Here is a 26,311-nt window from a genome sequence, read left to right as displayed (position 1 = left end):
CGAGGCCACCGGGACCGACAAGGAGAGGATCCGCATGAGTGACCGCATCACCGTGGAAGAACTGTCCGAGCTCATGAAGACGGCCGCCGGAATCACCGTCGGCCCGCAGGAACTCCGGGACCGTACCGACACCGCCTTCGAGGAGTTCGGCATCGACTCCCTGGGCCTGCTCGGCATCGTCGGCGAGCTGGAGAACCGGCACGGCACGCCGATGCCTCCCGACGCGGAGCGCTGCAGGACCGCGCGGGAGTTCCTCGCCCTCGTCAACAGCGCCTTCCTGGCAGGAGCCTGACATGGCCGGACACACGCAGAACGAGATCACCATCGCCGCGCCGGTGGACCTGGTCTGGGACATGACCAACGACGTGGAGAGGTGGCCGCAGCTGTTCAGCGAGTACGCCTCCGCCGAGATCCTGTCCCGGGAGGGGAACAAGTGCACCTTCCGGCTGACCATGCACCCCGACGAGAACGGCACCGTCTGGAGCTGGGTCTCCGAGCGCGAGCCCGACCGTGACACGCTCACCGTCCGCGCCCGCCGCGTCGAGACCGGCCCCTTCGACCACATGGACATCCACTGGCGGTACGAGGAGGTCCCGGCCGGCACCCGGATGGTGTGGACGCAGGACTTCGCGATGAAGCCGGACGCCCCGGTCGACGACGAGTGGATGACCGACAACATCAACCGGAACTCCAAGATCCAGATGGCCCTGATCCGCGACAGGATCGAGAAGGCCGCCGCGGGCCACCGTGGCGAGCCGGCCCTGAGCACCGACTGAGCCGGACGGAGGACAGGCCCATGCACCAAGGACTGATCGTCGCCCGGATGGCCCCGGGATCGGCCCCGGACATCGCCAGGATCTTCGAGGAGTCCGACCGGGGGGAGCTGCCGCACCTCGTCGGCGTCACCCGGCGCAGCCTCTTCCAGTTCGGCGATGTGTACATGCATCTCGTCGAGGCCGACCGGGATCCCGCTCCCGCGATCGCCAAGGTCGCCGGGCACCCCGAGTTCCGGGGCATCAGCGAGCGGCTGTCGGCGTACGTCAGCGCCTACGACCCGGAGACGTGGCGGTCGCCGAAGGACGCCATGGCGCGCCGCTTCTACGTCTGGGAGCGCGACTGAGCCGTCCGCCCCGACCGTCTGCCGGACAGACGGGCACACACCGGTCGCCGGGCCCGCAGCGTCGCGGGCCCGGCGACCGGTGTGCGTGCTCCGTGCCGCCGGTCACCCGGGCACGGTGCAGTCGAACGCGTGCAGGTAGGGGTTGACCGGGCTGATGTCGTCGATGACCAGGCCCGCGGCCTCGAGCCGGCCGACCATGCTCTCGGTCGTGTGCTTGGCCCCGCCGACGTTCATCAGCAGCAGCAGGTCCATGGCGGTGCTGAACCGCATGGAGGGGGTGTCGTCGACGAGGTTCTCGATGACCACGACACGTGCCTTGGGGCCGCCCGCCTCGATGACGTTGCGCAGGCACCGGGCGGTGCTGTCGTCGTCCCACTCCAGGATGTTCTTGATGATGTAGACGTCGGCCGTGACCGGGATGGCCTCGCGGCAGTCGCCGGGCACGATGCGCACCCGGCCGGCGAGGGAGCCGCCCGGGCGCAGCCGGGGGTCGGCGTTCTCCACCACGCGCGGCAGGTCGAGCAGGGTGCCGTGCATGGCCGGGTACTTCTCCAGCAGGCTCGCCACCACGTGCCCCTGGCCGCCGCCGATGTCGGCCACCGAGGAGGCCCCGGACAGGTCCAGCAGGTCGGCGACGTCCTGCGCGGACTGCCTGCTGGAGGTCGTCATGGCCCGGTTGAAGACGTCGGCCGACTCGGGGGCGTCCTCGTTGAGGTAGACGAAGAACTCCTTGCCGTAGAGGTCCTCCACGACGTTGCGGCCGGTGCGCACCGCCTCGTCCAGCCTGGGCCAGGCGTCCCAGGTCCACGCCTCGGTGCACCAGAGCGTGATGTAGCGCAGGCTGTGCGGGTCGTCCTCGCGCAGCAGCCGGGACATGTCGGTGTGCTCGAAGGTGCCGTCCTGCCGCTCGGCGAAGACGCCGTAGCAGGCCAGGGCGCGCAACAGCCGCCGCAGCGGCTTGGGCTCGGTCTTCACCGCGGCCGCGAGGTCCGTCACGGCCATGGGGCGGTCGCCGAGTGCGTCGGCGACCCCGAGCCGGGCCGCCGCGCGGAGGGCGGCGGCACACGCCGCCCCGAACGCGAGCTCCCTGAGCCGCATGGACGGCGGAGGGGCCTGGGGTGTGGTCGTCATGTGCCGCCTTCCTTCCTTCTGAACGCTGATGCCGGGAACGGGTGGGGAGGGTCCGTCAGCACAGCCCCGCGGGCCTGGAGGTCCGGCAGAGGTTGTCCTGGAAGGTGTTGCGGCTGCGGGCGACCTCCTGGTTGACGAGGTCCGCCGGGGCGTTTCCGGCCAGCAGGTTCTCGCTGATCCGGTTCCGCTCGTTGGAGGCTCCCACGAAGCTCTTGAAGAGCACCACGCCACCCGACAGCGGGGACCTGCCCGTGTTGCCGGCGACCAGGTTGCGCGCCACCGTGACGTGCTCGGTGCCGGTCAGGACGATGCCCGAACCCTGCAGGAAGGCCAGCCGGGTGGTCTTGGGGCAGTACTTGTTGTTCTGGACCACGCGGTTGCCGGACACGTTCAGCAGGCCGGCCTTCGGCTTGTTCTCGTCGCCGACGAGGAACAGCCCGGCGCAGTTGCCGGAGACGCGGTTGCCCGTGACGGCGACGTTGCGCAGGCGCCGGACGGTGACGCCGATCCGGTTGCCGGTCAGCAGGTTGTGGTCGACCACCGTGCCCCGCGCGTCCTTGGCGCCCTGCTCGGCGGTGATCGTGTTGGCGAGGAACAGTCCCGCGTCGCCGTTGTTGCGGGCTGTGTTCTGCCAGTACAGGCTGCGGGTGGCGCGCTCCTCGGCGATGCCCCACTGCCCGTTCTTCTCGGCGGTCACCTTCCGCACGGTCAGCCGGTCGGTGCCCACGGCCATCACGCCGGTCCGGGCGAAGCCCCGCACGGTCAGGGAGGTGATGGTGACGTTCTTGAGGGGGTGGCCCTTCGCCCCGACCACGCAGATGCCGTTGCCCAGCTCGGCGCAGCTCTTGGCCGCCGCCCGCGTGCCCTTGACACCCTTGCGGCCGCTCGGCACGGCCTTCTTGGCGACCGGCTCGATGACGGTGAGCCGGCCCATGCCGCGCAGGGTCAGGCCCCGCGTGGTCACCTTGACGCTCTCGTGGTAGGTGCCGGGGTACACCAGCACGGTGTCGCCCGGTTGCGCGGCGTTCACCGCTTTCTGGATCGACTGCCCCGGGTGCACCACGTGGACCCGGGGGACGCTGATCGGCGGGGCGGCCCCGACTCCGGCCCCGAGCAGCGCCGCGACGCTGGCGAGGTAAGCAATATGGCGTTTCGTCATATTCTGTACGCTATGACCCTACGACCCGATGCATCCCGAGATGGGCCGTACGGCGGCGTGTCATGCCCGCGGGGCCCGGTGCGCCCGCCGTCCCCCGGCCGCCGTGGCCCCTCAGGGCGCCGCGACCACGGCCGGCCGGGCCCGGCGACACTCGCACCATGAACGGGTTCGTCCGGATACGGCGTGGGGCCGGGGCCGTGGCGCGGTACGTCCGCAGCGCCCCGGGGACGTACGTGTGGCTGCTGATCCTGTTCGTCACCACCGTCGCGCTGCACCACATGCCGCCCGAGTTCGAGGACCAGTTCCTGCGGCAGCGCTCGACCAACATCCGCGAGCTGTCGAACAATCCGGTGCGGGTGCTGGTCGCCAGTGCCATGTGGATCGACAGCGGCCACTGGCTGCCGTACGCGGCGCTCTACACGGTCTTCCACGCGCAGGCCGAGCGCTGGCTGGGCACCCTGCGCTGGCTGCTGGTGTGCGTGGCGGCGCACGCCCTGGCCACGCTGATCAGCGAGGGCGCGCTGCTGTGGGCGGTCCGCGGCGGCGTGGCGCCGGTGGGCGCCGTGAACACCCTGGACGTGGGCGTGAGTTACGCCCTGGCGGGGGTGATGGGCGTGCTGACGTACCGGATCACCACGCCCTGGCGGTACCTGTACGCGGCCGTGGTGCTGGCCGGCTACGGGGTGCCGCTGCTGATCGGGCGCACCTTCACCGATCTGGGGCACGTCACCGCCGTGCTGATCGGGCTGGGCTGCCATCCGCTGGTCAAGGGCGGCGGAAGAGCATGGAATCCGAAGGAGACACTGGCCGTCCTCAGGCGTTAACGTCCGGCCATGAGCAGCGCGGCACACGGCCCCGTCAACGGCGGCATCTCCTTCTGGTTCGCGGACGACGGCCTCCCGGCGGTGCGGGAGCCGCTCACCGGTGACGCGAGCGCCGACGTGGTGATCGTCGGCGGCGGGTACACGGGACTGTGGACCGCGTACTACCTCAAGAAGGCGGCGCCCTTCCTGCGGATCACCGTCCTGGAGCAGCGGTTCTGCGGCTACGGCGCCTCCGGCCGCAACGGCGGCTGGCTCTACAACGGCGTCGCGGGGCGCGACCGGTACGCGAGGCTGCACGGCCACGAGGCCGCCGTACGGCTCCAGCGGGCGATGAACGACACCGTGGACGAGGTGATCCGCGCCGCCGCCGAGGAGGGCGTCGACGCCGGCGTGCACCGCGGCGGCGTCCTGGAAGTGGCGCGGACACCGGCCCAGTTGGCCCGTCTGAAGGCCTTCCACGAGCACGAGCTGTCGTACGGCGAGAAGGACCGCGAGCTGTACGGAGCCCGCGAGACCGCCGAGCGCGTCCGCGTCGCCGGTGCCGTCGGCGCCACCTGGACCCCGCACGGGGCCCGCCTGCATCCGGGGAAGCTGGTCAAGGGCCTCGCCGCGGCGGCGGAGGCGCTCGGCGTCACCCTGCACGAGTCGACGCCGGTGACGGAGATCCGCCCGAAGCACGCGGTCACCCCCTACGGCACCGTCCGCGCGCCCTACGTTCTGCGCTGCACCGAGGGCTTCACCGCCTCGCTCAAGGGGCAGAGGCGCACCTGGCTGCCCATGAACTCCTCGATGATCGCGACGGAGCCGCTCACGGACGAGCAGTGGGCGGCGGTGGGCTGGGCGGGCCGCGAGACCCTCGGCGACATGGCGCACGCCTACATGTACGCCCAGCGCACCGCCGACGGCCGCATCGCGCTCGGCGGGCGCGGGGTGCCGTACCGCTTCGGTTCGCGCACCGACCACGACGGCCGCACCCAGGAGGCGACGGTCGAGGCGCTCCGGGAGATCCTGGTCGGCTTCTTCCCCGCGCTGGCCGGGGTGCGGATCGAGCACGCGTGGTCGGGGGTCCTCGGCGTGCCGCGCGACTGGTGCGCGACCGTCACCCTGGACCGCGCGACCGGCCTGGGCTGGGCGGGCGGCTACGTCGGCTCCGGCGTCGCCACCGCCAACCTCGCCGCCCGCACCCTGCGGGACCTGGTCCAGCTGGACTCCGGGCAGTCGGGCCCCACCGAGCTGACCGGCCTGCCCTGGGTCGGCCACAAGGTCCGCAAGTGGGAGCCGGAGCCGCTGCGCTGGCTCGGTGTGCAGGGCATGTACGCCACCTACCGCACCGCCGACCGGCGTGAACTGCTCACCCCCAGCGCGCGGTCGTCGAGGCTCGCCCGGCTGGCCGACCGGGTGGCCGGGCGTCACTGACGGCCCTTCATGCCACGGCCGAAACTTTACGCTCTGATTGCCCGCACGGACGTCTCCCGTCACGCCCATTCCCTCGAAGCTGTCTGCCGACTGTGTCATGTACGCCACGGCTCCCAGGGGAGGGCACTTCATGGCGGCCACAAGCCGGCGAAGCAGAAAACGAACCGCGGCGGTTCTCGTCACCACCGCCGCACTGGGTCTGACCATCACCCAGGCCCAGGCGGCGGGACGCGGGGTCGATCCCTTCGGCGTCCGCGCGCAGCACCACCAGGCCTGGCTGAACGAGCAGCAGCCGGGCCGGGTCTCCCTCGCCACGGAGGGCGACGACGAGGGGGGCAACGAGGGCGAGGAGATCGCCGAACAGGCCGACCAGTACGCCGAGGCCCGCACCTCGCCCGGCATCGTCGCGCCCGGCGCCTACGGTGCGGCCTACGCGGCGCTGAAGAACCTGCCGCACACGGACGGCAGATGGCGGGACGTCACCCGGCTGCCCTACGACAGCGACGACCCCCGCTATCGCGACATCAACTCCAACTCCAGCGGCGGCGCGGGCCGGGTGTCCGGCCGGGTCACCGGACTGGCGGCCGACAACCGGGGCTATGTGTACGCCGGTTCGGCCAACGGCGGTGTCTTCCGGTCGCGGACCGGCGGCGGCCACTGGAGCGCGATCTCCGACCGGCTGCCCGCGCTGTCCACGGGCGACCTGCAACTCGACGGCCGCGGACGCCTCTGGTACGCGACGGGTGAGGCCAACACCAGCGCCACCTCCTTCCTCGGCACCGGCGTCTACGTCCTCGCCGACCCCCGGCACGGGGAGTTCGGCCGACGCGACCGGGTCGGCGGCGACGAGCTGGAGTCGACCTCGATCCACGCGCTGCGCTTCGGCGGCGACAAGGTGTGGGCGGCCACCACGAGCGGGGTGTGGAGCCACTCCACCAGGACGCTGAAGGGCCCCTGGAAGCAGGAGTTCGCGCCCAACCCGGATTATCTGCCGGGCGGTTCGAAGGCCTCCGACCCGAACGCGCCGTACAAGAACATCGCCAACGACATCGCGATCGACCCGAAGGACCCCTCGAAGGTCGTCCTCGCGGTCGGCTGGCGCAGCGGTGACACCTACAACGGCTTCTACACCAAGGGAAGTCACGGCTGGGAGCGGGTGACCGGGCTCGGTGATCTGCCGAGCGACAGCGACAACGTCGGCAACGTCACCTTCGCCCGCAGCGCGGACGGCTCCCGGTACTACGCCATCGATCAGTCGCCCGAGCAGATGAACACCAACCCCGACAGCGGCCTGGAGGGCATCTTCGTCTCCAAGTCCGGCTCACCGACCGGCCCGTGGACGAAGATCGCGGGCTACGAGCAGCTGCGGGACTCCGGCTCGGCGCTCACCTACGACGGCTACCAGCCCGGCGTCCAGGCCTGGTACAACCAGTTCCTCACCGTCGACCCGAAGAACCCCGACCACGTGTACGCGGGTCTGGAGGAGGTCTTCGAGACCAAGGACGGCGGCAGGTCCTGGACGGTGCCCGGACCGTACTGGAACTTCGGCTTCAAGTGCTGGTCCATCGACCCGGCCAAGCAGTCCGGCGACTGTCCGTCCACCGTGCACGCTGACCAGCACGCGGTGACGACCGGCAGCTTCCACGGCAAGCCGTACGTGATCGTCGGTGACGACGGCGGCGCCTTCCGCCGCCCGCTGAACGGCAGCGCGAACGCCGAGGGCCACGCCACCGACTGGACCTCGCTGAACGACGGCACCATGGACGTCCTGCAGTACTACTCGGTCGGCGTCGGCACCGACGGCCGCGGCGTCGCCGTCACCGGCGGGCTGCAGGACAACGGCCAGTCGGTCCTGCGCCCGGGCGACCGTGTGATGGGCTCGAACTTCGGCGGCGACGGCGGCGACACGATCACCGACCCGCGCAACGGCTGCAACATCGCCGAGGAGTACGTCTACCTGGCGGTGTCGGTGACGCAGAACTGCGCGGTCAACGACGGGAGCTGGGTCACCGACCCGGCCAAGGCGACCTCTTACTCCGTCGCGCCGCCCGACAGCGCCACCGGCGAGGCCCGCTTCATCGCGCCGCTGAACGCCGACATCAAGGACAGCGACACCTGGGTCGCCGGCGGCCGGCACGTGTGGATCAACACCAAGGGCTGGGCGATCCGCAGCGGCAGTGAGTGGACCGGCGCCTTCGACCTCGGCGCGGGCCACACGGCCACGGCGGTCGCCTCCTCCGGCGGCCGGGTGTACGCGGCCTGGTGCGGCCCCTGCAACAACCAGGGCTTCACCCGGGGCATCGCGGTCGGCAACGCCGACGGCACCGGCTGGCACCAGCTGACCCTGCCGGCCGACGGCACGGTGCCCAACCGCTATCTGTCCGGGCTGGCGATCGACCCGGCGGACGCCGACCACGTCCTGCTCGCGGTCAACGGCTTCTCCCGCAAGTGGACGGAGGGCCCGGGCGCGGGCTACGGCCACCTGTTCGAGACCCGGGACGGCGGCGTGACCTGGAAGGACGTCTCCGGCAACCTGCCCGACGTGCCGGCGAACGCGGCGGCGCTGCTGAAGGACGGGACGGTCGTCCTCGGCACCGACCTCGGCGTGCTGGTGCGCACCCCGGGGTCGGCCGGCTGGAAGGTGGCGGGCGAGAACCTGCCGACCACCGCGGTGCTGCAGCTGCGGACCGGTCCCGACGGCCTGCTGTACGCGGCCACGCACGGGCGCGGCATCTGGGCCGTCGACCCGCGGCGCCTGCGCTGATCCCCACGGGGAGGGGCCCCGGCCGGGACCCCTCCCCACCCTCGCGGGCTTCCCCCCCGGCCTCAGGCCACGGACTCCGGCGGCACCGCCTCGGCCGCCTGCCCTTGGTGCACGGAATCGGACTCACCTGTTCGGGTGAGGGTCATCTGGTCAGAAGACCATGAATCGGGATGTAGCGCATCTCTGTGCGTCGTCCGCGCAGGTCGGCGGGACTGTCAGTGGCCGGGTGCAGGATGGGCGCATGGTGAGGCGAGTGACGGGCAGGGCCGGTGGCGCGGGTGCGAACGGGACCGGTGCGGGCGGCGGCCGCGGGGCCGCGGTGAAGGCGGCGCGGCGGCCGGAGGTGCGGCTGCCTCCGTTGGCGGCGTACGACGGCGGCGCGCTGGCCCCGGACGGGGACTACGACGGACTGGACTTCCGGGACGCCGATCTCGGCGGCCAGGACGGCGCGGGCGCCCGCTTCCTGGACTGCGCGCTGACCGGCTGCGCCCTGGACGAGACGTCGCTGCGCCACGCTCGCTTCCTCGACTCGGTCCTCACCGGCGTCCGGGGCGTCGGCACCGACCTCGCGGAGTCGACCCTGCGCGATGTGGAGCTGGTCGACGCCCGCCTCGGCGGGGTGCGGCTGCACGGGGCGGTCCTGGAACGGGTGTGGATCCGGGGCGGCAAGATCGACTGTCTGAACCTGCGCGACGCGCGGCTCAGGGACGTCGTCTTCGAGGGGTGCGTCCTCGTCGAGCCGGACTTCGGTGGAGCCCGGCTGGAGCGGGTCGAGTTCGTGGACTGCGCGCTCAGGGGCGCGGACCTCACCGCGGCGGTCCTCAGGGACGTGGACCTGCGGGACGCCGCGCCGCTGGACATCACGCGCGGGTTGGACCGGCTGGCCGGAGCGGTGATCAGCCCGGCCCAGCTCCTGGACCTGGCACCGCTGCTGGCGGCGGAGCTGGGGATCGCCGTGGAGGGCTGAGCGGAGCGCCCTCCCGGAGCCTTCTCAGCCGATCTCCGACCGGAACCGCTCGATCGTCCGGCGGCGCATGGTGAGCAGGGCGAGCCAGGAGCCGTCGGCGAAGTGCAGCCGGAAGCGGGCCATCAGCTGCAGCCGGGGGCGGCGCTCGACCCGGGCCGCCCAGGCGCGGGGCACCTCCCACACGGGGGTGCCGTCCAGCGGGTGCACCAGTCCGACGCGCTGGTCGGTGACGCGCAGGAGCAGGGCGCCGGAGGTGGCGGGCACTCCGGCCGCGACGCTTCCGTGCCCGCCGGACTGTGCACCGACGTTCTGCATCAGGTAGTCCCCGAGCTCCCCGCCGAGCCGCCCGAACCCGTGGACGCGCATCTTCATGCCCTTGGCGCTCTTCGCGGGGATGACGACGGCGTAGGTGCGGAGCTGCTCACCGGGGCTCAAGTGGCCCTGGGCGGAACGCTGATGGCGGGAGATGGTCTCAGGCACGAGGGTTGATCGTACCGGGGTGCGCCCGGGGCGGGGCGGCCGGTTCGGGCAGCGTGGGGAACCGCAGGTTTCAGGGCAGGCGGGGGAAGCGGGCCTGGAGGGCCCAGACGGCCGGGTTCTCCGCCAGGTCCTCGTGCATGTCGCACAGGTCGGCGATCAGATCGTGCAGGAAGTCCCGGGCCTCCCGGCGCAGTTCGGCGTGGGAGAAGGTCAGCGGGGGCTCCTCGGCCGGCATCCAGTCGGCCTCGATGTCCACCCAGCCGAAGCGGCGCTCGAACAGCATCCGGTCGGTCGACTCCGTGAAGTCCAGTTCCGCCCGCTGCGGCCGCGACGCCCGGGACCCGGCCGGGTCCCGGTCCAGCAGCTCCACGATGTCGCACAGTGCCCACGCGAAGTCCAGCACCGGCACCCATCCCCACGCCGTGGCCAGCTCCCGGTCCGCCTTGGTGTCGGCGAGGTACACGTCCCCGCTGAACAGGTCGTGGCGCAGCGCGTGGACGTCCGCGCGCCGGTAGTCCGTCTGCGGCGGGTCGGGAAAGCGGGGGGAGAGGGCGTAGCCGATGTCGAGCACACAGGCGATGGTGTCACGCCCCCGCATAGGATCACGCACGTGTCCCGATCCGCACCCGTTGTCCGCACGGCCGCCGCCGGCGCCTCCGTCGTGCTCGCCCTCGCGCTGACCGCGTGCGGTGGCGGTGTGCACGGCACCCCCGGCGGCGCGGGCGTGCGCGACCCGTACTTCCCGAAGGCGGGCAACGGCGGATACGACGTCACGCACTACGGCCTGACCCTCGCCTACGACCCGAAGGGCCACCGCCTCTCCGGCACCGCGGTGATCACCGCCCGCGCGACCAAGGACCTGTCCGCCTTCGACCTCGATCTGGCGGGTACGGAGGTCGGCTCGGTCACCGTCGAGGGCCGGACCGCCCTGTTCAGCCGTGCCGGCCAGGAGCTCACCGTCCGCCCGCACGACGGGCTGGACCGGGGCGAGACGTTCACCGCCACGGTCCGCTACGCGGGCACCCCGCGCACCCTCACCGACCCCGACGGCTCCAAGGAGGGCTGGCTGCGCACCGCCGACGGCGCGCTCGCGCTCGGCGAGCCCACGGGGTCGATGGCGTGGTTCCCCGGCAACGACCATCCGTCCGACAAGGCGGCCTACGACATCACCGTCACCGTGCCCAAGGGCCTGGGGGCCGTCTCCGACGGGGAGCTGAAGAGCGAGACGACCAGTGGCGGCCGGACCACCTTCCACTGGCACACCGCCGAGCCGATGGCGACCTACCTCGCCACCGTCGCGATCGGCCGCTGGACCGTGACCCGCTCGACTCTGGAGAACGGCCTGCCGGTGTACGTGGCCGTGGACCCCACCCAGGTGAAGGCGAGCCGCGCGGTGCTCGCGAAGATCCCCGAGATCATGGACTGGGCGGAGACCAACTTCGGCCCGTACCCCTTCTCCTCCACCGGCGCGATCGTCGACCGCCCCCGTGACGCCGGATACGCCCTGGAGACCCAGAACCGCCCCGTCTTCGCCGGCGCCCCCGACACGACCACGCTCGTCCACGAGCTCGTCCACCAGTGGTACGGCGACTCCGTCACCCCGAGGACGTGGCAGGACATGTGGCTCAACGAGGGTTTCGCCACCTACGCGGAGTGGCTGTACGCGGAGGACCACGGCGGCGACAGCGCCCAGCGGACCTTCGACTCCGTCTACCGCGGCGACCACTACGACGACGAGGCCGACACCAAGGCGGTCTGGGCGTTCCCGCCCGCGAAGCCGAGCGACGCCGCGCACATCTCCGACAGCCCCGTCTACATCCGCGGCGCGATGGTGCTGCAGAAGATCCGGCAGAAGGTCGGCGACGAGACCTTCTACGACATCGTCCAGGGCTGGGCCGCCGCCCACCGCCACGGCACCGCGGACACCGCGCAGTTCACCGCGTACGTGGAGAAGAAGGCACCGGACGACGACTTCAGCGGCATCTGGAAGAACTGGCTGTACGGCGAGGGAAAGCCGGCGCACCCCTGACACGGGCCGCCCGGAGCCCCGCCGCCCCGGGCCGCGCGCCCCTGAGCCGCGCCGTTCCGGACCGCGCCCCACGCTCCCGCCTCACCGCAGTTCCTTGCGCAGCACCGCGCACGGGCGGTTGAGGCGGCGGTCCCGACGGTGGTCGACGACCGTGTAGCCGAGGGCGGTCCAGAAGGCCAGGGCCCCGGGGTTGTTCTCGAGGACGGCCAGGCGTACGGCGGTGCGGCCCGCGGCGCGCAGGCGCTCCTCGACCAGGCCGGCCAGCCGGCGCCCGTGGCCCTGCCGCTGCGCGGACGCGTCCACCATGAGCAGGCCGATCCACGGGTCCGGGTCGGCCGGGTCGGGGTGACGGGCGAGCGTGATGGCGACGCCGACCAGCCGGCCCTCGCTGCGGGCGAGCAGCACCTCCACGTCCGGGTTGGCCAACTCGTCGGCCAGCTCGGTCGCCACCTGCTCCGGGCGGATGTGGTCCGGGTCGGGGAAGTCCCCGCTGAGGGCGTGGAAGGCGCGGTTGGACGCGTAGAGCGCGGTGAGTTCGGTCAGCAGCTCGCCCGGCAGGTCTCGGTCGGGGGCGACGCGAAGGGGCTCGAGGATCACCTGGGCAAGGTATCGCGGACCGGCATCGGCGCCGGGGATAGAGGGCGCACGGGACATGCGCGGACCCCGGCCGCGCGAGGCAGCCGGGGTCCGGGCGCGGTGCGGTGTCCGTCAGACGTTGACGCCGAAGTCCTGGGCGATGCCGACCAGGCCCGAGGCGTAACCCTGGCCGACCGCGCGGAACTTCCACTCCGCGCCGTTGCGGTAGAGCTCGCCGAAGATCATGGCGGTCTCGGTCGCCGCGTCCTCCGACAGGTCGTAGCGCGCGATCTCGGCGCCGCCTGCCTGGTTCACGATGCGGATGTAGGCGTTGCGGACCTGGCCGAAGTTCTGGCCGCGGTTCTCGGCGTCGTAGATGGAGACCGGGAAGACGACCTTCTCGATGTCGGCCGGGAGCGCGGCGAGGTTGACGTTGATCGCCTCGTCGTCGCCGGCGCCCTCGCCGGTGCGGTTGTCGCCGGTGTGGACGATGGAGTTGTCCGGGGTCTGCTTGTTGTTGAAGAAGACGAAGTGACCGTCCGAGTACACCTTGCCCTGCGGGTTCACGGCGATCGCGGAGGCGTCGAGGTCGAAGTCCGTGCCGGTGGTGGTGCGGACGTCCCAGCCGAGGCCCACGGTGACGGCGGTCAGGCCCGGAGCTTCCTTGGTGAGCGAGACATTGCCGCCCTTGGACAGGCTTACAGCCATTGTTGGGAGTCCCTTCCCTCGTTACGTGTGCGGACGAAGCTACCGCCACCCTTAGGAACGCCGAGCGGGGTCCCCGGGGTTCCGGATCTCTTTACCTTTTTTACGCATCTCGGCGGACGCGCCCCGCGAAATCCGGATGACGTGGACCGGACGGACCCGGGAACATGGAGGACATGTCCGGTCCCTATGTCGTCCGCGGCTCCGTCTCGCTTCCCGAGGCCGAGCTGATGTGGCGTTTCTCGCGCTCGTCGGGTCCCGGCGGACAGCATGTGAACACCAGCGACTCCCAGGTGGAACTGCGCTTCGACCTGGCGCGGACCGAGGCCCTTCCCGACGTGTGGAAGGAGCGGGCGCTGGAGCGCCTGGCCGGACGGCTCGTCGACGGCGTGGTCAGCGTCCGCGCCTCCGAGCACCGCTCCCAGTGGCGCAACCGCGAGGCCGCCGCCGTACGGCTGGCGGCGCTCCTCGCCGAGGCGACCGCGCCCCCGCCCAGGCCGCGCCGGCCGACCCGGATCCCGCGCGGGATCAACGAGCGCCGGCTGCGGGAGAAGAAGCAGCGCTCGGAGAGGAAGCAGGGCCGCTCCGGCCGCAACTGGACGTAGGACAGCTCCTGGCCGGCGGCGGGCGCCGCCCGGATCAGCCCAGGTGCCGGTAGCGGCCCCGGAAGTACAGCAGCGGGCCGCCGTCCGCGCTCGGGACCCGGGCGGTCAGGACGCGGCCTATCACCAGGGTGTGGTCCCCGGCCGTCACCCGCTGCTCGGTGCGCAGTTCCAGGGTGGCCAGGGCGCCGCCCACCAGCGGGGCGCCGGACACCTCGCCGCGGACGTAGGGGATGTCCTCGAAGAGCAGGCGGTCGCTGATGCGTCCCCTCATGGCGAAGCGGCCGGCGATGTGACGCTGGCTCTCCGCCAGCACGGACACCGCCCACAGCGGCTGCTCGGCGAGCAGGTCGTCCATGCGGGAACCCGCGCGCAGGCTGACCATGGCCAGCGGCGGGTCCAGGGACACCGACAGGAACGCCGTCGCCGTCATGCCCACGTCCTCGCCGGCGGGCGCCCCCGGGTCGTCCGCGTCGAGCGGCGGCTCCTGCGCGGTCACCAGGACCACGCCCGCGGCCAGCCGGGACATCGCGGCGCGGAACTCGTCGTTGGTCACCCCCTCAGGATGCCCGCCGGCGGCCGGGACGGCGGGGGCCGGGACGGCGGGGGAGAGCCGGACGGGGGAGGCGGGCGGGGAAGAAGAGTTCAGCACACACGAAACGCTAACCACCGGCCCGCACGGGCCGCATCGGGCCTCCGCCCGAGCCCGGTCCTAGGACCAGCGGCGGACCGCTCTCCCCCCGTTCCGGGCGTGTCACGAGTCCTTCTCGTGCATCATGTCCACACATCCACACCATTTGCGATCGGTAAATGCGCGGGGAAAGCGCGGAATCTCCACTCAATTGTTCAAGTTTGTCTGTGACTTGAGTCACAAGGGCCGTGAATTGTTGACCCTGTGTACCGAGTGGGCTTCACGCTGTGATTCAGTGGCGGGGACGCTGCACAGACGACGCCGATGAGAACCCTGGATTCGCTGCGAGGTCTCGGGGGGAGGGCGAGCATGGAGACCGAGTCGGAGCCGTACGTCCGCCTTGCGACCCTGCGACAACTGCATCAGGTCATGGCGGACATGAACACCGCGCGCAGCCTGGCGGACACGCTGCAGACCGTCGCCGACGGCGTGGTGAACGGCCTCGGCTACGAGCTGGCGTGCGTGAACCTCGTACGCCCCGACGGCGATCTCGTCGTCGCCGCCTTCGCCGGGAACTCCGCCGCCGAGGCGCTCATCACCGGCCGTGTCGGCTCCCGCGACTCCTGGGAGCGCCGGCTGGGCATGGGCGAGCACTGGGACGACCTCGTCTTCATCCCGCACACCGAGGGCTGGGTCCTCGACGACGACGACGTCCCGCAGTGGTACACCGACGGGCCCGCCCCCCGCTTCGAGGACGAGTGGCACCCCTCCGACCGGCTCTTCGCGCCCATGTGGACCCCCGGCGCGCCGGACGGTCGGCGCGGCGAGCTGCTCGGCGTGCTCTCGGTGGACCGGCCGCGCAACGGCCGGCGGCCCGGCGCCTGGGGGCGCGAGGCGCTCCAGATGTACGCCTTCCAGGCCGCCATCGCGATCAGCAATGCCCGGCTGCGCGCCAACATGCAGCGCGCCCTGGTCCGCCTGGAGCGCGAGCAGCAGGCCCTGCGCGCCAGCGAGGAGAGCTTCCGCCAGGCCTTCGAGTACGCCCCCTCCGGCATGGCCATCGCCGAGATGGGCGGCGAGCAGCACGGCCGCATCCTGCGCACCAACGACGCCCTGTGCCGCCTGCTGGGCCGCCCGGCCTCCGCCATGCGCCGCTACTCCTTCTCCGACCTCGTCCACCCCGAGGACATAGGCACCCTGCTGCGCACCTCCGCCGAGGGCGGCCGCGCCGAGCTGCGCCTGGGCCGCCGCGACGGCACCTACGTCTGGGTGTCCCTGCGCAACTCCGTGGTGGCCGACGCCGCCGACGGCCCGCGCTTCCTGCTCACCCACGTCGAGGACATCGAGGACCGCAAGCGCCGCGAGCTCCACCTCGCCCACCGCGCCTCCCACGACTCCCTCACCGGCCTGCCGAACTCCGCGGAGCTGCGCGCCCGCCTCTCCGCCCGGCTGTGCCGGCGCCCCCAGTCGGCGCACGCGGAGCTCGACTCACTGGACGCGGCCTACGGGCACCCGGCGTACGACGTCGGCGGCCACGGCTTCGACTTCCAGCCGGACGTATCCCCGTACGACACCTACGACCACCATGTGCACACCATCGCCCCCGAGGACGACCGGGACGACGGCGCCAAGGGGCTCGCGGTCCTCTTCTGCGACCTCGACGGCTTCAAGTCGATCAACGACCGGTTCGGGCACAACGCGGGCGACGCCGTCCTCATCGAGGTGGCCCGGCGGCTCAGCAACGGTGTGCGCGACGGCGACACGGTGGCCCGGCTCGGCGGGGACGAGTTCGTCATCCTCGCCAACGGCCTCGGCCGCGCCGACGCCCAGGACCTCGCCGTACGGCTGCGCAACGAGATCATCCAGCCGATCCGGGCCGAGGGACGCGCGGTGCGGGTAGGGGCCAGTTTCGGCATCGGATGGGCACACTGTGGAATGACGGCGGACGAAGTGTTGAAATCCGCTGACGAACGGATGTACGTCGAGAAACGATCTCGTCCCAAACAACATCGTCGGGCCGGATGATCGCAGGTCAGCTTGCTGATGCGGTGGGAGTCACCCGTTTGGTGCCCGTGGAACGGGTAGGCTCGCCACTCTCACCACGTCCCGCATCCGACCCGCACCTGTTGAGGAGTACCAAGGGATGACGCCCGGCAACAACGGCGCGAGCACGCCCGAGGACAACGACGACCCGTTCGGCTACCTGTACGCCGATGGCCAGGCCAACGGGGCCCAGCCGCCGTCCGGCGGCTACGGCTACCCGAACTCGGTCAGCCGGGTCCGCGCGGTCGGCCAGCGGCAGTACGGCCAGCAGGCCCCCACGACGTCCTACGGCCAGGTGCCGCAGCAGGGCACCCACACCCAGCCGAACGCCCACTACGCGGCGCCGGAGACCCTTCCGGGCGGCGCCCCCACGACCGGCCGGCAGGGCCAGGGCGGCGGCCGCGGCCGGGGCCCGAACACCAAGGGGCTGCTGATCGGCGCCGTCGCGGTGGTCGCCGCGGTGGTGATCGGCATCAGCATCGCGATGCTCGGCGACTCCTCGGACGACAAGAAGGACGACGCCGGGGCGAGCACCGCCCCCACGGCCTCCCAGCACCCGACCACGGCACCCTCGGCCACCAGCAGCGTGGCCGAGGACGGCGAACTCCCCAAGATCGACGCCAAGGCGCTGCTGCTGGGCGGTGGCGCCACCACCGCGTCGGACGTCAAGGGCGCCAAGGCGGACGGCGGGGTCTACGTGGGCGGCTTCAACCAGGTCGGCGCCTCGGTCACCTGGACCGTCAACGGCATCCCCGCCGACGGCAAGTACACCCTCTTCGTCGGCTACGGCGTCCCCGGCACGGACGGCACCGCCACCCTCACCCTCAACGGCACCCCGTCGAGCACGCCCGTGAAGCTCAAGAACTGGGCGGGCGCCCCGGCGGGCGACTACGAGAAGGGGTGGACCAAGACGTTCAACTGGGTCCAGCTCAACAAGGGCACCAACACGATCAAGGTCTCGTGCGAGCAGGGCAATCAGTGCGACGCCAACCTGGACCAGTTCTGGCTGGTCAAGGGCTGGGTCAAGTGACCCTCACGCCGCGCTGACCCCGCCCGTCACCGACACCCGGTCCACGAGCTCCTCGTACGTCGCGCGGTCGAACTCGCCCGCCGCCGGGGCGAGGACCGTGGCCGTGGCCAGGGCGGCGGCGCGGGCCAGGCGGCTCGGCCAGGGGAGGCGCTCGGCCAGGCCGGACAGCAGCCCCGCGACCGCCGAGTCGCCGGCGCCCGTGGGGTTGCCCCGGACGCGGGCCGGGGGAGTGGCCCGCCAGTGGCCCTCGGGCGTGTGGGCGAGGAGGCCGTCGGCGCCCAGGGAGGCCACGACCGCGCGGGCACCGCGCCGGCGGGCGTCCTGGGCGGCGCGCAACGGCTCGTGCGCACCCGTGAGTTCGGCCAGCTCGTCCGCGTTCGGCTTGATGATGTCGGGGCGCGCGGCCACCGCCCGGCGCAGCGGCTCCCCGCTGGTGTCCAGCAGCACGGGCACGCCCGCGGCGCGCGCGGTGCGCACCAGTCCGGCGTACGCGCCCACCGGCACCCCCGGCGGCAGGCTGCCGCACAGCGCCACCGCCGCGACCGAGCCGAGCAGCTCCTCGTACACGTTCTCGAAGGCGGCCCACTCGGCGGGCGCGACGAGCGGCCCGGGTTCGTTGAGCTGGGTGGTGTCGCCGGTCCGCTGGTCCACGACCGCCACGGTCCGCCGGGTCGCCCCGGCCACCGGGACCAGCGCGTCCGCCACGCCCGGCACCCCGGCGAGCCGGTCACGCACGACACGCCCGGTGGCGCCGCCCGCGAAGCCGGTGACCGTCACCTCGTGGCCGAGGGCGGCCAGCACCCGGGCCACGTTCAGTCCCTTGCCGCCGGGCCGCTCCACCACCTCGGACACCCGGTGCGCGGTGTGCGGCCGCAACGACGGCACCCGATAGGTGATGTCGAGAGCGGTGTTCAGCGTGACCGTGAGGATCACGTGGCCGTACCTCCCCCGAGTGCAGGCGCCTGGTGCGACGTTCCGGAGGTTCGATCATGCCAAACGGACGGCGGCGGGCCCAGCCCCCCGACCGGCCACCGCCGCCGTACGGCCGGACGCATCAACCCAGTTGGGGATCGACCACCCATTCGCCGCGCCGCATGACCCCCTTGAGGTCGAACTCCGCGTCCAGCAGCACCAGGTCCGCGTCCTTGCCGGGCTCCAGCGAGCCCACCCGGTCGGCCAGGCCGAGCAGCCGGGCCGGGTTGGCCGACAGCGCGGCCACCACGTCCGGCACCGGCAGCCGGTCGACCGTCACCGCCCGCTTGAAGGCCCGGTCCAGAGTCAGCGTCGAACCCGCGATCGAGCCCCCCTCCACCAGCCGTGCCACCCCGTCGGCGACCTCGACCTCCAGCGGGCCGAGCAGATAGCGGCCGTCGCCGAAGCCGGCCGCGTCCATCGCGTCGGTGATGAACGCGACCCGCCGGGCGCCCGCGTGATGGAACGCCAGTTCAAGAGCGGCCGGGTGCAGATGCGTGCCGTCGTTGATCAGCTCGACGGTGACCCGCTCGTCCTCCAGCAGGGCGGCGATCGGTCCGGGGGAGCGGTGGCCCAGGGCGGGCATGGCGTTGAACAGGTGGGTGGCCACGGTCGCCCCCGCGTCGATCGCCCGCACCGTCTGCTCGTAGGTCGCGTCGGTGTGCCCGATCGCCGCGATCACCCCGTGCTCGGCGAGCAGCCGTACCGAGTCGAGGCCACCGGGCAGCTCGGCGGCCAGGGTCATCATCCGGGCCTGGCCGCGTCCGGCGTCGACCAGCTTGCGCACCTCCGCCGGGTCCGGGTCGCGCAGCAGCTCCTCGGAGTGCGCGCCCTTGCGGCACGGCGAGATGAACGGCCCCTCGAAGTGGATCCCGGCGAGGTCGCCCTGCTCGGCCAGCTCGGACAGCAGCCCGGCCCGCTGGACGAGGAGGTCCATCTCGCCGGTGACGGTGGAGGCGACCAGCGTGGTCGTGCCGTGCCGGCGGTGGGTGCGGATGCCGTGGAGGACCTCGTCGACGGTCCCGGAGGTGAAGGACGCGCCGCCGCCCCCGTGGTTGTGCAGGTCGACGAAGCCGGGGACCAGCCAGTGGCCCCGCAGGTCGAGGACCGGCGCGCCCGTGGGCGCGGCCTCGGCGATCCGGGTGCCCTCGACGACCAGGCGGCCGTCGTCCACGACTCCGCCGGGCAGGACCACCCGGGCACCGGCGAGAACCTTGCTAGGGGCCATCAGGCGGTTACCTCCGCAGAAGTCGTGGGGGTGTTCAGGAGATCCCAGGCGAGGAGGCCCGCGCCCAGGCAGCCGGCGGTGTCCCCGAGGGCCGCGGGAACGACGGCGGGCAGCTTCTGGAAGGTGACGCGCCGCCGGACGGCCTCCCGGAGGGGCGCGAACAGGGTCTCCCCCGCCTCGGCGAGCCCGCCACCGATGATCAGCGTGCGCGGGTCCAGTAGGGTGAGCGCGGTGACCAGCCCGTCGGCCAGCGCGTCCACGGCCTCCTGCCAGACCGCCCGCGCCCGCGGGTCCCCGGACTCGACGGCCTTCGCGCAGTCCGCCGCGTCCGCGCCCGGGTCCCCGCAGGCCGCGGCCCACGCCTGGCCGACCGCGGCCGCGGAGGCGAACCGCTCCAGACAGCCGCGCTGTCCGCACGGACAGAGGGTGCCCCCGGGCCGTACGACGATGTGCCCGATCTCGCCCGCGAAGCCGTGGGCGCCCGCCTCCACCCGGCCCTCGATGCCGATGGCCCCGGCGATCCCGGTGCCCAGCGGGACGAAGAGGAACCGGTCGGTGCCCCGGCCCGCGCCGATCCGGCCCTCGGCGAGCCCGCCGGTGCGCACGTCGTGGCCGAGGGCGACGGGGACGCCCGCCAGCCGCTCGCCGAGCAGCGCGCGCAGCGGGACGTCGCGCCAGCCCAGGTTGGCCGCGTAGACGGCGATGCCGTGCTCCGGGTCGACGATGCCGGGCACGGCGACGCCGGCGGCGCGGGCGGGCTCGCCGAAGCGCTCCGCGCCCAGGGCGCGCAGCTCGGCGGCGAAGCCCAGAATCTCCTCGACCACCGCGTCGGGCCCGTGCTCCCGGCCGGTCGCCCGGCGCGCCTGGTGCAACAGGCCGCCGTCGGCCGCCACCAGGGCGGCCTTCATGCCGGTGCCGCCCACATCGAGGGCGATGACGTGTCTCACGGGGGACAGTGTGACCCTTTTACCCGGAAGAGGTCTAGTCCACTCGCGTGGTGTAGACCTTATGGCTGACGATTCGAAAGGTTTCGCCTTGCGAGCACACGAGTTCGGTTTATGTGCGTTCGCGTTCGGCGGGCGACAGTGGTTGGGGCGGAACAGGCAGTGCAGCGGCGTAGGACAGGAATGATCGCGGTGGTGTCCGCGCTGGGCATGACGGCGGTCCCCGGCGGTTGCGGGAGCACCGGCTCCTCCGACGTCACCCTCAGACTCGTCGCCGCCGACTACGGCGACTCGGCGGCCAACGGCTCGCAGAAGTACTGGGACCGGCTGGTCAAGGACTACGAGGCGCGGCACCCGGACGTGAAGGTCGAGGTCAGCGTCTACTCCTGGAACGACGTCGACCGCAAGGTCAAGGAGATGGTCGCCGCGGGCCACGCCCCCGACCTGGCACAGATCGGCGCGTACGCCGACTACGCGGCCGACAACCTGCTCTACAAGGCCGACGACGTGCTCTCCATCCCCGTCCAGGCCGACCTCATCGGCCAGCTCTCCGACGCCGGGGAACTGCGGCACGTGCAGTACGGCATCCCGTTCGCGGCCTCCACCCGCGTCCTCTTCTACAACAAGACCCTCTTCGCCAAGGCCGGGCTCACCCCGCCGCGGACGTGGGACGAGCTCGCGGCCGACGCCCGGGCGCTGAAGGCCGAGGGCGTGAAGTACCCGTACGCGCTGCCGCTCGGCCCGGAGGAGGCACAGGCCGAGACCATGCAGTGGATGCTCAGCGGCGGCAGCACCGGCTACACCGACGACATCGGCACCTACACCATCGACTCGGCGCAGAACGTCCAGACCTTCGACTGGCTCAAGGACGAACTCGTCGGCAAGGACCTGACCGGACCGGTCGCCCCGGGCAGGCTCAACCGCGCGGACGCGTTCGCCGCCTTCGCCGACGGCCAGGTCGGGATGCTCGACGGCCACCCCACGCTGATGCAGCAGGCGGCGAGGAAGGGTGTGAAGTTCGGCATGGTGCCGATGCCGGGGCGCGAAGGCGCGGCCAAGGCCACCATGGGCGTCGCCGACTGGATGATGGCCTTCAAGAAGAACGGCCACCGCGACGAGATCGGCGACTTCCTCGACTTCGTCTACAGCCGCGGGAACGTCCTCGACTTCTCCCGCCGCTACGGCCTGCTGCCGGTGACCACCTCCGCCTCGGAGGCGATGGCCGCGTCCGAGGCGGACGCCAAGCTCCGGCCCTTCCTGGAGGAGCTCCCGCTCGCTCAGCTCTACCCGGTCGGGAACACCTCCTGGGCCCAGGTCAGCGCGGACGTCAAGCGGCGCATCGGCGAGGCGGTCACCCCGGGTGGGAGCCCCGCCGGGGTGCTCGGCGGGCTGCAGGCGCGGGCGTCCTCGGCGGAGAGTGCGGAGCGGTAGCCCCCGGCCGGGGGCGGGTGGTGGGACGCCGGGTGCCCGGAGCCGGACGCCTGGTGCCTGGTGCGGTTGGGCGGGCGTCGCTCCGGGGGCTGCGCCCCCGGGCCCCCTGTCGGCCTGAACGGCCTCGTCCTCGAAAGCCGGACGGGCTGAGTGGGGCAGCTTGCCCGCGTTCCCGAGGCCGCGGGGCGAGCGGGCGGGGGGAGCCTCGTTGTCGGTGGCGGCGGTTACCGTGCCGGTATGGACGACGACCAGGACGCGCTCGGCCGGCGGGAGCGGGACATCCTCGCCCTGGAGCGGCGCGGGTTCCCCGGACCCGGCGCCAAGGAGCGGGCCATCCGCGAGGAGCTGGGCCTGTCCCCCGTCCGCTACTACCAGCTCCTCAACGCCCTCCTCGACGACACCCGCGCCCTGGCCCACGACCCGGTCACGGTGAATCGCCTGCGCCGGGTGCGGCAGGCCCGCCGCGGCGAGCGCTGAGAGCGGGGCGGGACCGGCCGGGACCGGGGCGGCGAGGAGTGCGTCCGGCCCCACGTGGATAGGTTCGCCGTATGGGCAGCCAGGACAGTCACGCAGCAGACTCGACCACCCCCGACCCCACCCCCTCCCTGCCGACGCCCGCCACGCAGGCCGGACGGGACGGGCTCGCCGCGATCCTCGCGCGGCCCCGGAGCGCGGTGATCGCACTCGACTTCGACGGCACGCTCGCGCCGATCGTGCCGGACCCGGACCAGGCCCGGGCGCACCCGGAGGCGGTGCCCGCCATCGCCGCGCTCGCCCCGAAGGTGGCCGCCGTGGCGGTGGTCACCGGCCGTCCGGCCGACGTCGCCGTGCGGCACGGCGGCTTCGCGGGCGTACCCGGCCTGGAGCACCTCGTCGTCCTCGGCCACTACGGCGCCGAGCGCTGGGAGGCGGCCACCGGCACCGTCACCGCCCCGCCCCCGCACCCCGGCGTCGCCGCCGTCCGCGCCGAACTGCCGGGGCTCCTCGACCGCGTCGGCGCCGGGCACGGCACCCGGGTGGAGGAGAAGGGGCGGTCCGTCGCCGTGCACACCCGCCGAGCCGAGGACCCGCAGGCAGCCTTGGAACTGCTCCGCGAACCGCTCACCGACCTCGCCGCCCGGCACGGCCTGATCGTGGAGCCCGGCCGCATGGTCCTGGAGCTGCGCCCGCCGGGCATGGACAAGGGCGTAGCCCTCCTAGACTACGTCCGTGACGTCGCCGCCACCTCGGTCCTCTACGCCGGTGACGACCTGGGCGACCTGCCGGCCTTCGCCACGGTCGACAAGCTCCGCTCCGACGGCGTGCCGGGCCTGCTGGTGTGCAGCGGCAGCAGCGAGGTGACGGAACTGGCGGAGCGGGCCGACCTGGTGGTGGACGGCCCGGCCGGGGTGGTGGCCCTGCTGCGGGAGCTGGCGGAGAAGCTGGACTGAGTCTCCGGCACCGGTCCGGCTCTCGGCGCGGTCGGCCCGGTCCTCCGGTCGGCCCGGCGGTCGTCCCCAGCCCCTGCCGGCCGTTCAGCCCGGTGGCTGTTCGGCTGCCGGCGGGCGTTCGGCCCGGTGGGGCCTTCAGGCCTGGCTGCCGGCCTCGGCGGCCGTCCGGCCTGGGTCGGCCGCCCAGCCTGGGTCGGCCGTCCAGTCCCGGTGGTTGTTCGGCCCAAGAACGGGCGTGCAGCGCGGGCGGCCGTTCAGCCCGGGCGGCCGCCCGCCGCCCCGGTTCAGTCCGGTCGGCCGTTCAGCTCGGTCAGCTGGTCCAGGAACCACTGGGCGGGTGGCAGCGCGGTGGCCGCCGCCGCCAGCCGCTTGGAGCGCTCCGCCCGCTCGTGCGCCGGCATGGTCAGGGCCTCGTGCAGGGCCCGGGCCGTGCCGGTCACGTCGTAGGGGTTGACGACGACCGCGTCCTCGCCGAGCTCCGCGTACGCCCCCGCCTCCCGGGAGAGCACCAGCGCGCACCCGGCGTCGGAGACGACGGGCACCTCCTTGGCGACCAGGTTCATGCCGTCCCGGATGGGGTTCACCAGGGCCACGTCGGCGAGCCGGTACGCGGCGAGCGAGCGCGCGAAGTCGTCCCGGACGTGCAGCACGACCGGGGTCCACCCGGGCGTGCCGAACCGGTCGTTGATCTCCTGGGCCACCCGCTGGACCTCGGCGGTGTAGTCCCGGTAGACGGCGAGGTCCTGCCGCGAGGGGTAGGCGAAGGCGAGGTGCGTCACCCGCTCCTGCCACTCGGGGCGGTCCTCGAGCAGCTGTTCGTAGGCCAGCAGCCCCCGCACGATGTTCTTCGACAGCTCGGTGCGGTCCACGCGCACGACGGTGCGCCGCGGGGCCCCGTCGGGAGCCGTGCCGATCTCCTCGCGCAGTGCCGCCATCCGCTCGTCGACATCGGCGCGGTGCGCCCGCTCCCGCAGGAACTCGGCGTCCGCGCCGAGACCGTGCACCCCGACCCGGGTGCCGCCGAGCCCGTCGACGAGCGCCTCGCAGCAGCCGGTGAACGCGTCCGCCCACCGCCGGGTGAGGAAGCCGAGGCGGTCCGCGCCGAGCATTCCGCGCAGCACCTGCTCGGCGACGTCGTCGGGCAGCATCCGGAAGTAGTCCACCGGCGCCCACGGCGTGTGCGAGAAATGGCCGATCCGCACGTCCGGCCGGAAGTCACGCAGCATCCCCGGGACCAGCGTCAGGTGGTAGTCCTGCACCACCACGGCCGCCCCCTCGGCGGCCTCCTCCGCCAGCGCCTCGGCGAAGGCCAGGTTGTACGCCTCGTAGGACGCCCACTGCCGGCGGAACTCCGCGTCGAAGACCGGCTCCAGCGGCGTCTGGTAGAGCATGTGGTGGACGAACCACAGCACCGAGTTCGCGATGCCGTTGTAGGCGTCCGCGAAGACCGCCGCGTCGATGTCGAGCATCCGGACCTGCTGCCCGCCGGTCGCGTCGGACGGCAGCCTGCGGCCTCCCTCGAAGCGGCGGGCCGCCTCCCGGTCGGCGTCGCCGAGCGCGGCGCACACCCACACCGCGCCCGCCTCCGGCCCGATAGCCGACAACCCGGACACCAGCCCTCCGCCTCCGCGTCGGGCCTGCAGCGAACCGTCCTCGCGCAGCTCGTACGAAACCGGGCCGCGATTGGACGCGACCAGCACCTCGGCACCGTGCGTAGAAGCCATACGCCTCAACCTAGCCCGGCCCCCAAACGCTCAAACGTACGGTTCCGCTCGGTGGGTGGCCGTATACGGCCGGGCCGATGTTTCACGCCACCTTCCGGGCGGCGTACTCCGCGATCTCGACCATCGGCGGCCGTTCCTCGGTGTCCACCGAGTACGTCCGCGGCTCGAAGCCCTCCTCGCCCCGCTCGAACTGGGTGAGGGCGGGCCGGACCAGGTGGCCGCGGGCCAGCCGGAGCTGGGCGGTGCGGTAGATCGCGGCGGCCATCCGGCCGAGTGCCTGCCCGTCCTGGTGCCGGTGCCTGCGCACGCCGACGTCCACCTGGGCGAGCGCGTCCAGGCCGACCAGGTGCAGCGCGTCGACCAGCATCCCCAGCTCGACCCCGTACCCGACCGGAAAGGGCAGCTGTTCGAGCAGCGAGCGGCGGGCCGCGTACTCGCCGCCGAGCGGCTGCACGAAGCCGGCCAGCTGCGGCCAGTGCATGTTGAGCAGCGGGCGCGCCATCAGCTCGGTGACCCGGCCGCCCTGCCCGGCGGTCCTGCCGGGCCCGGTCGACCCGGTGCCCAGCGGACGGTCGTACATCGCCTTCACCAGGTCGATGTCCGGGTCGGTGAGCAGCGGGCCGACGATCCCGGTGACGAAGTCGGAGGAGAACTCCTTCAGGTCGGCGTCGACGAAGCAGACGATGTCCCCGTCGGTGGCGAGCAGCGAGCGCCACAGCACCTCGCCCTTGCCCGGGACGGCCGGGATGCGCGGCAGGATGTCGTCCCGGTGGACGACCCGGGCGCCCGCGGCGGCGGCCACCTCGGAGGTGCGGTCGGTGGAGCCCGAGTCGACGACGACGATCTCGTCGACGAGCGGGGCCTGCCGCATCAGGTCGTGACGGATCACGGCGACGATCTCGCCGACCGTCTCCTCCTCGTTCAGCGCGGGCAGCACGACGCTGACCGACGAGCCGCTCGCGCGCTTGGCGGCCAGGATCCGGTGCAGCGGGCGATCGGTCACGGACCAGGAGCGTGTCCTCAGCCAGCGCTCGACTTCTTCCAGCACGGTCGGCGGCTCCTCACTGATTCGGATCACGGAACGGATCACACGGGTCCTGTGCTC

Annotated in this window: 26 protein-coding genes; 14 read left to right on the top strand and 12 right to left on the bottom strand. The window is 72.7% G+C overall.

Annotated features, from left to right (window positions below):
• Positions 1-34 precede the first annotated feature (34 nt).
• The 3 genes from ACF1A5_RS20035 to ACF1A5_RS20025 are packed head-to-tail and all read left to right on the top strand — an operon-like array spanning position 35 to position 1,120.
• Entirely contained in the window at positions 35-292 is a 258-nt protein-coding gene (locus ACF1A5_RS20035; protein ID WP_392194195.1) for an acyl carrier protein, read from the top strand.
• Position 293: 1 nt separating this feature from the next.
• Complete coding sequence (locus ACF1A5_RS20030; RefSeq protein WP_392194194.1) at positions 294-776, top strand: SRPBCC family protein; 483 nt, start codon at positions 294-296, stop codon at positions 774-776.
• 20 nt (positions 777-796) lie between these two features.
• On the top strand, positions 797-1,120 hold the full coding sequence (locus ACF1A5_RS20025; protein ID WP_356186285.1) for a TcmI family type II polyketide cyclase: 324 nt from the start codon (positions 797-799) through the stop codon (positions 1,118-1,120).
• Positions 1,121-1,222: 102 nt separating this feature from the next.
• On the opposite strand, the gene ACF1A5_RS20020 is transcribed toward ACF1A5_RS20025, so the two are convergent.
• Both ACF1A5_RS20020 and ACF1A5_RS20015 read right to left on the bottom strand, forming a co-directional pair.
• Positions 1,223-2,251 carry a methyltransferase gene (locus ACF1A5_RS20020; protein ID WP_392194193.1) on the bottom strand — a complete coding sequence of 343 codons (1,029 nt, stop codon included), beginning with the start codon at positions 2,249-2,251 and terminating at the stop codon, positions 1,223-1,225.
• 55 nt (positions 2,252-2,306) lie between these two features.
• Entirely contained in the window at positions 2,307-3,410 is a 1,104-nt protein-coding gene (locus ACF1A5_RS20015; RefSeq protein ID WP_392194192.1) for a nitrous oxide reductase family maturation protein NosD, read from the bottom strand.
• 158 nt (positions 3,411-3,568) lie between these two features.
• On the opposite strand from ACF1A5_RS20015, the gene ACF1A5_RS20010 reads away from it, so the two are divergent.
• The 4 genes from ACF1A5_RS20010 to ACF1A5_RS19995 all read left to right on the top strand — a co-directional run bounded on the left by ACF1A5_RS20010 (position 3,569) and on the right by ACF1A5_RS19995 (position 9,381).
• Positions 3,569-4,234: a rhomboid-like protein gene (locus tag ACF1A5_RS20010; protein WP_392194191.1), complete on the top strand. Its 666-nt coding sequence runs from the start codon at positions 3,569-3,571 to the stop codon at positions 4,232-4,234.
• A gap of 9 nt (positions 4,235-4,243) precedes the next feature.
• Complete coding sequence (locus ACF1A5_RS20005) at positions 4,244-5,650, top strand: NAD(P)/FAD-dependent oxidoreductase (RefSeq protein ID WP_392194190.1); 1,407 nt, start codon at positions 4,244-4,246, stop codon at positions 5,648-5,650.
• A 130-nt stretch (positions 5,651-5,780) separates the two neighbouring features.
• Positions 5,781-8,414, top strand: coding sequence for a glycosyl hydrolase (locus ACF1A5_RS20000; RefSeq protein ID WP_392194189.1), 2,634 nt, complete (start codon positions 5,781-5,783; stop codon positions 8,412-8,414).
• Between the two features lie 241 nt (positions 8,415-8,655).
• Positions 8,656-9,381, top strand: coding sequence for a pentapeptide repeat-containing protein (locus ACF1A5_RS19995; RefSeq protein WP_392194188.1), 726 nt, complete (start codon positions 8,656-8,658; stop codon positions 9,379-9,381).
• Positions 9,382-9,405: 24 nt separating this feature from the next.
• Here ACF1A5_RS19995 and ACF1A5_RS19990 read toward each other — a convergent pair whose 3' ends face one another.
• Positions 9,406-9,861, bottom strand: a complete 456-nt coding sequence (locus tag ACF1A5_RS19990) for a hypothetical protein (protein WP_392194187.1) — start codon at positions 9,859-9,861, stop codon at positions 9,406-9,408.
• A gap of 70 nt (positions 9,862-9,931) precedes the next feature.
• Positions 9,932-10,432, bottom strand: a complete 501-nt coding sequence (locus ACF1A5_RS19985) for a hypothetical protein (RefSeq protein WP_392194186.1) — start codon at positions 10,430-10,432, stop codon at positions 9,932-9,934.
• A 39-nt stretch (positions 10,433-10,471) separates the two neighbouring features.
• On the opposite strand from ACF1A5_RS19985, the gene ACF1A5_RS19980 reads away from it, so the two are divergent.
• On the top strand, positions 10,472-11,890 hold the full coding sequence (locus ACF1A5_RS19980) for a M1 family metallopeptidase (RefSeq protein WP_392194185.1): 1,419 nt from the start codon (positions 10,472-10,474) through the stop codon (positions 11,888-11,890).
• A gap of 81 nt (positions 11,891-11,971) precedes the next feature.
• Here ACF1A5_RS19980 and ACF1A5_RS19975 read toward each other — a convergent pair whose 3' ends face one another.
• Both ACF1A5_RS19975 and ACF1A5_RS19970 read right to left on the bottom strand, forming a co-directional pair.
• On the bottom strand, positions 11,972-12,487 hold the full coding sequence (locus ACF1A5_RS19975) for a GNAT family N-acetyltransferase (RefSeq protein ID WP_392194184.1): 516 nt from the start codon (positions 12,485-12,487) through the stop codon (positions 11,972-11,974).
• A 111-nt stretch (positions 12,488-12,598) separates the two neighbouring features.
• On the bottom strand, positions 12,599-13,174 hold the full coding sequence (locus tag ACF1A5_RS19970; protein ID WP_190017470.1) for a TerD family protein: 576 nt from the start codon (positions 13,172-13,174) through the stop codon (positions 12,599-12,601).
• 164 nt (positions 13,175-13,338) lie between these two features.
• On the opposite strand from ACF1A5_RS19970, the gene arfB reads away from it, so the two are divergent.
• Positions 13,339-13,776: an alternative ribosome rescue aminoacyl-tRNA hydrolase ArfB gene (gene arfB / locus ACF1A5_RS19965; protein ID WP_392194183.1), complete on the top strand. Its 438-nt coding sequence runs from the start codon at positions 13,339-13,341 to the stop codon at positions 13,774-13,776.
• 34 nt (positions 13,777-13,810) lie between these two features.
• On the opposite strand, the gene ACF1A5_RS19960 is transcribed toward arfB, so the two are convergent.
• Positions 13,811-14,302, bottom strand: a complete 492-nt coding sequence (locus ACF1A5_RS19960) for a flavin reductase family protein (RefSeq protein WP_392194304.1) — start codon at positions 14,300-14,302, stop codon at positions 13,811-13,813.
• A 471-nt stretch (positions 14,303-14,773) separates the two neighbouring features.
• Here ACF1A5_RS19960 and cdgB point away from each other — a divergent pair, with 471 nt between their 5' ends.
• Positions 14,774-16,429 carry a diguanylate cyclase CdgB gene (gene cdgB / locus ACF1A5_RS19955; protein ID WP_392194182.1) on the top strand — a complete coding sequence of 552 codons (1,656 nt, stop codon included), beginning with the start codon at positions 14,774-14,776 and terminating at the stop codon, positions 16,427-16,429.
• A gap of 118 nt (positions 16,430-16,547) precedes the next feature.
• Positions 16,548-17,477, top strand: coding sequence for a carbohydrate-binding protein (locus ACF1A5_RS19950; RefSeq protein ID WP_392194181.1), 930 nt, complete (start codon positions 16,548-16,550; stop codon positions 17,475-17,477).
• A 3-nt stretch (positions 17,478-17,480) separates the two neighbouring features.
• Here ACF1A5_RS19950 and ACF1A5_RS19945 read toward each other — a convergent pair whose 3' ends face one another.
• The 3 genes from ACF1A5_RS19945 to ACF1A5_RS19935 all read right to left on the bottom strand — a co-directional run bounded on the left by ACF1A5_RS19945 (position 17,481) and on the right by ACF1A5_RS19935 (position 20,624).
• A complete protein-coding gene (locus ACF1A5_RS19945) occupies positions 17,481-18,410 on the bottom strand; it encodes a 1-phosphofructokinase family hexose kinase (protein WP_392194180.1) in 930 nt (309 codons plus the stop codon).
• A 121-nt stretch (positions 18,411-18,531) separates the two neighbouring features.
• Positions 18,532-19,677: an N-acetylglucosamine-6-phosphate deacetylase gene (nagA, locus tag ACF1A5_RS19940; protein ID WP_392194179.1), complete on the bottom strand. Its 1,146-nt coding sequence runs from the start codon at positions 19,675-19,677 to the stop codon at positions 18,532-18,534.
• Entirely contained in the window at positions 19,677-20,624 is a 948-nt protein-coding gene (locus ACF1A5_RS19935) for an ROK family protein (protein ID WP_392194178.1), read from the bottom strand. The genes nagA and ACF1A5_RS19935 overlap by 1 nt, the downstream gene beginning before the upstream one ends.
• 180 nt (positions 20,625-20,804) lie before the next feature.
• Here ACF1A5_RS19935 and ACF1A5_RS19930 point away from each other — a divergent pair, with 180 nt between their 5' ends.
• The 3 genes from ACF1A5_RS19930 to otsB all read left to right on the top strand — a co-directional run bounded on the left by ACF1A5_RS19930 (position 20,805) and on the right by otsB (position 23,482).
• Positions 20,805-22,052: an extracellular solute-binding protein gene (locus ACF1A5_RS19930; RefSeq protein ID WP_392194177.1), complete on the top strand. Its 1,248-nt coding sequence runs from the start codon at positions 20,805-20,807 to the stop codon at positions 22,050-22,052.
• A 237-nt stretch (positions 22,053-22,289) separates the two neighbouring features.
• Positions 22,290-22,529 (top strand): DUF3263 domain-containing protein, encoded by a 240-nt coding sequence (locus ACF1A5_RS19925; RefSeq protein WP_392194176.1) that lies wholly within the window; start codon positions 22,290-22,292, stop codon positions 22,527-22,529.
• Between the two features lie 71 nt (positions 22,530-22,600).
• Positions 22,601-23,482 carry a trehalose-phosphatase gene (otsB, locus tag ACF1A5_RS19920; RefSeq protein WP_392194175.1) on the top strand — a complete coding sequence of 294 codons (882 nt, stop codon included), beginning with the start codon at positions 22,601-22,603 and terminating at the stop codon, positions 23,480-23,482.
• 284 nt (positions 23,483-23,766) lie between these two features.
• On the opposite strand, the gene ACF1A5_RS19915 is transcribed toward otsB, so the two are convergent.
• Positions 23,767-25,206 (bottom strand): trehalose-6-phosphate synthase, encoded by a 1,440-nt coding sequence (locus ACF1A5_RS19915; protein WP_392194174.1) that lies wholly within the window; start codon positions 25,204-25,206, stop codon positions 23,767-23,769.
• A gap of 82 nt (positions 25,207-25,288) precedes the next feature.
• A complete protein-coding gene (locus ACF1A5_RS19910) occupies positions 25,289-26,254 on the bottom strand; it encodes a glucosyl-3-phosphoglycerate synthase (protein WP_392194303.1) in 966 nt (321 codons plus the stop codon).
• Positions 26,255-26,311 lie beyond the last annotated feature (57 nt).

It is taken from the genome of Streptomyces sp. NPDC014864 (genome assembly GCF_043081525.1).
In the GTDB taxonomy this organism is placed as follows: domain Bacteria; phylum Actinomycetota; class Actinomycetes; order Streptomycetales; family Streptomycetaceae; genus Streptomyces.
Note: the sequence above shows the minus strand (reverse complement) of the source record. Positions and strands in the feature narration are given on the sequence as shown.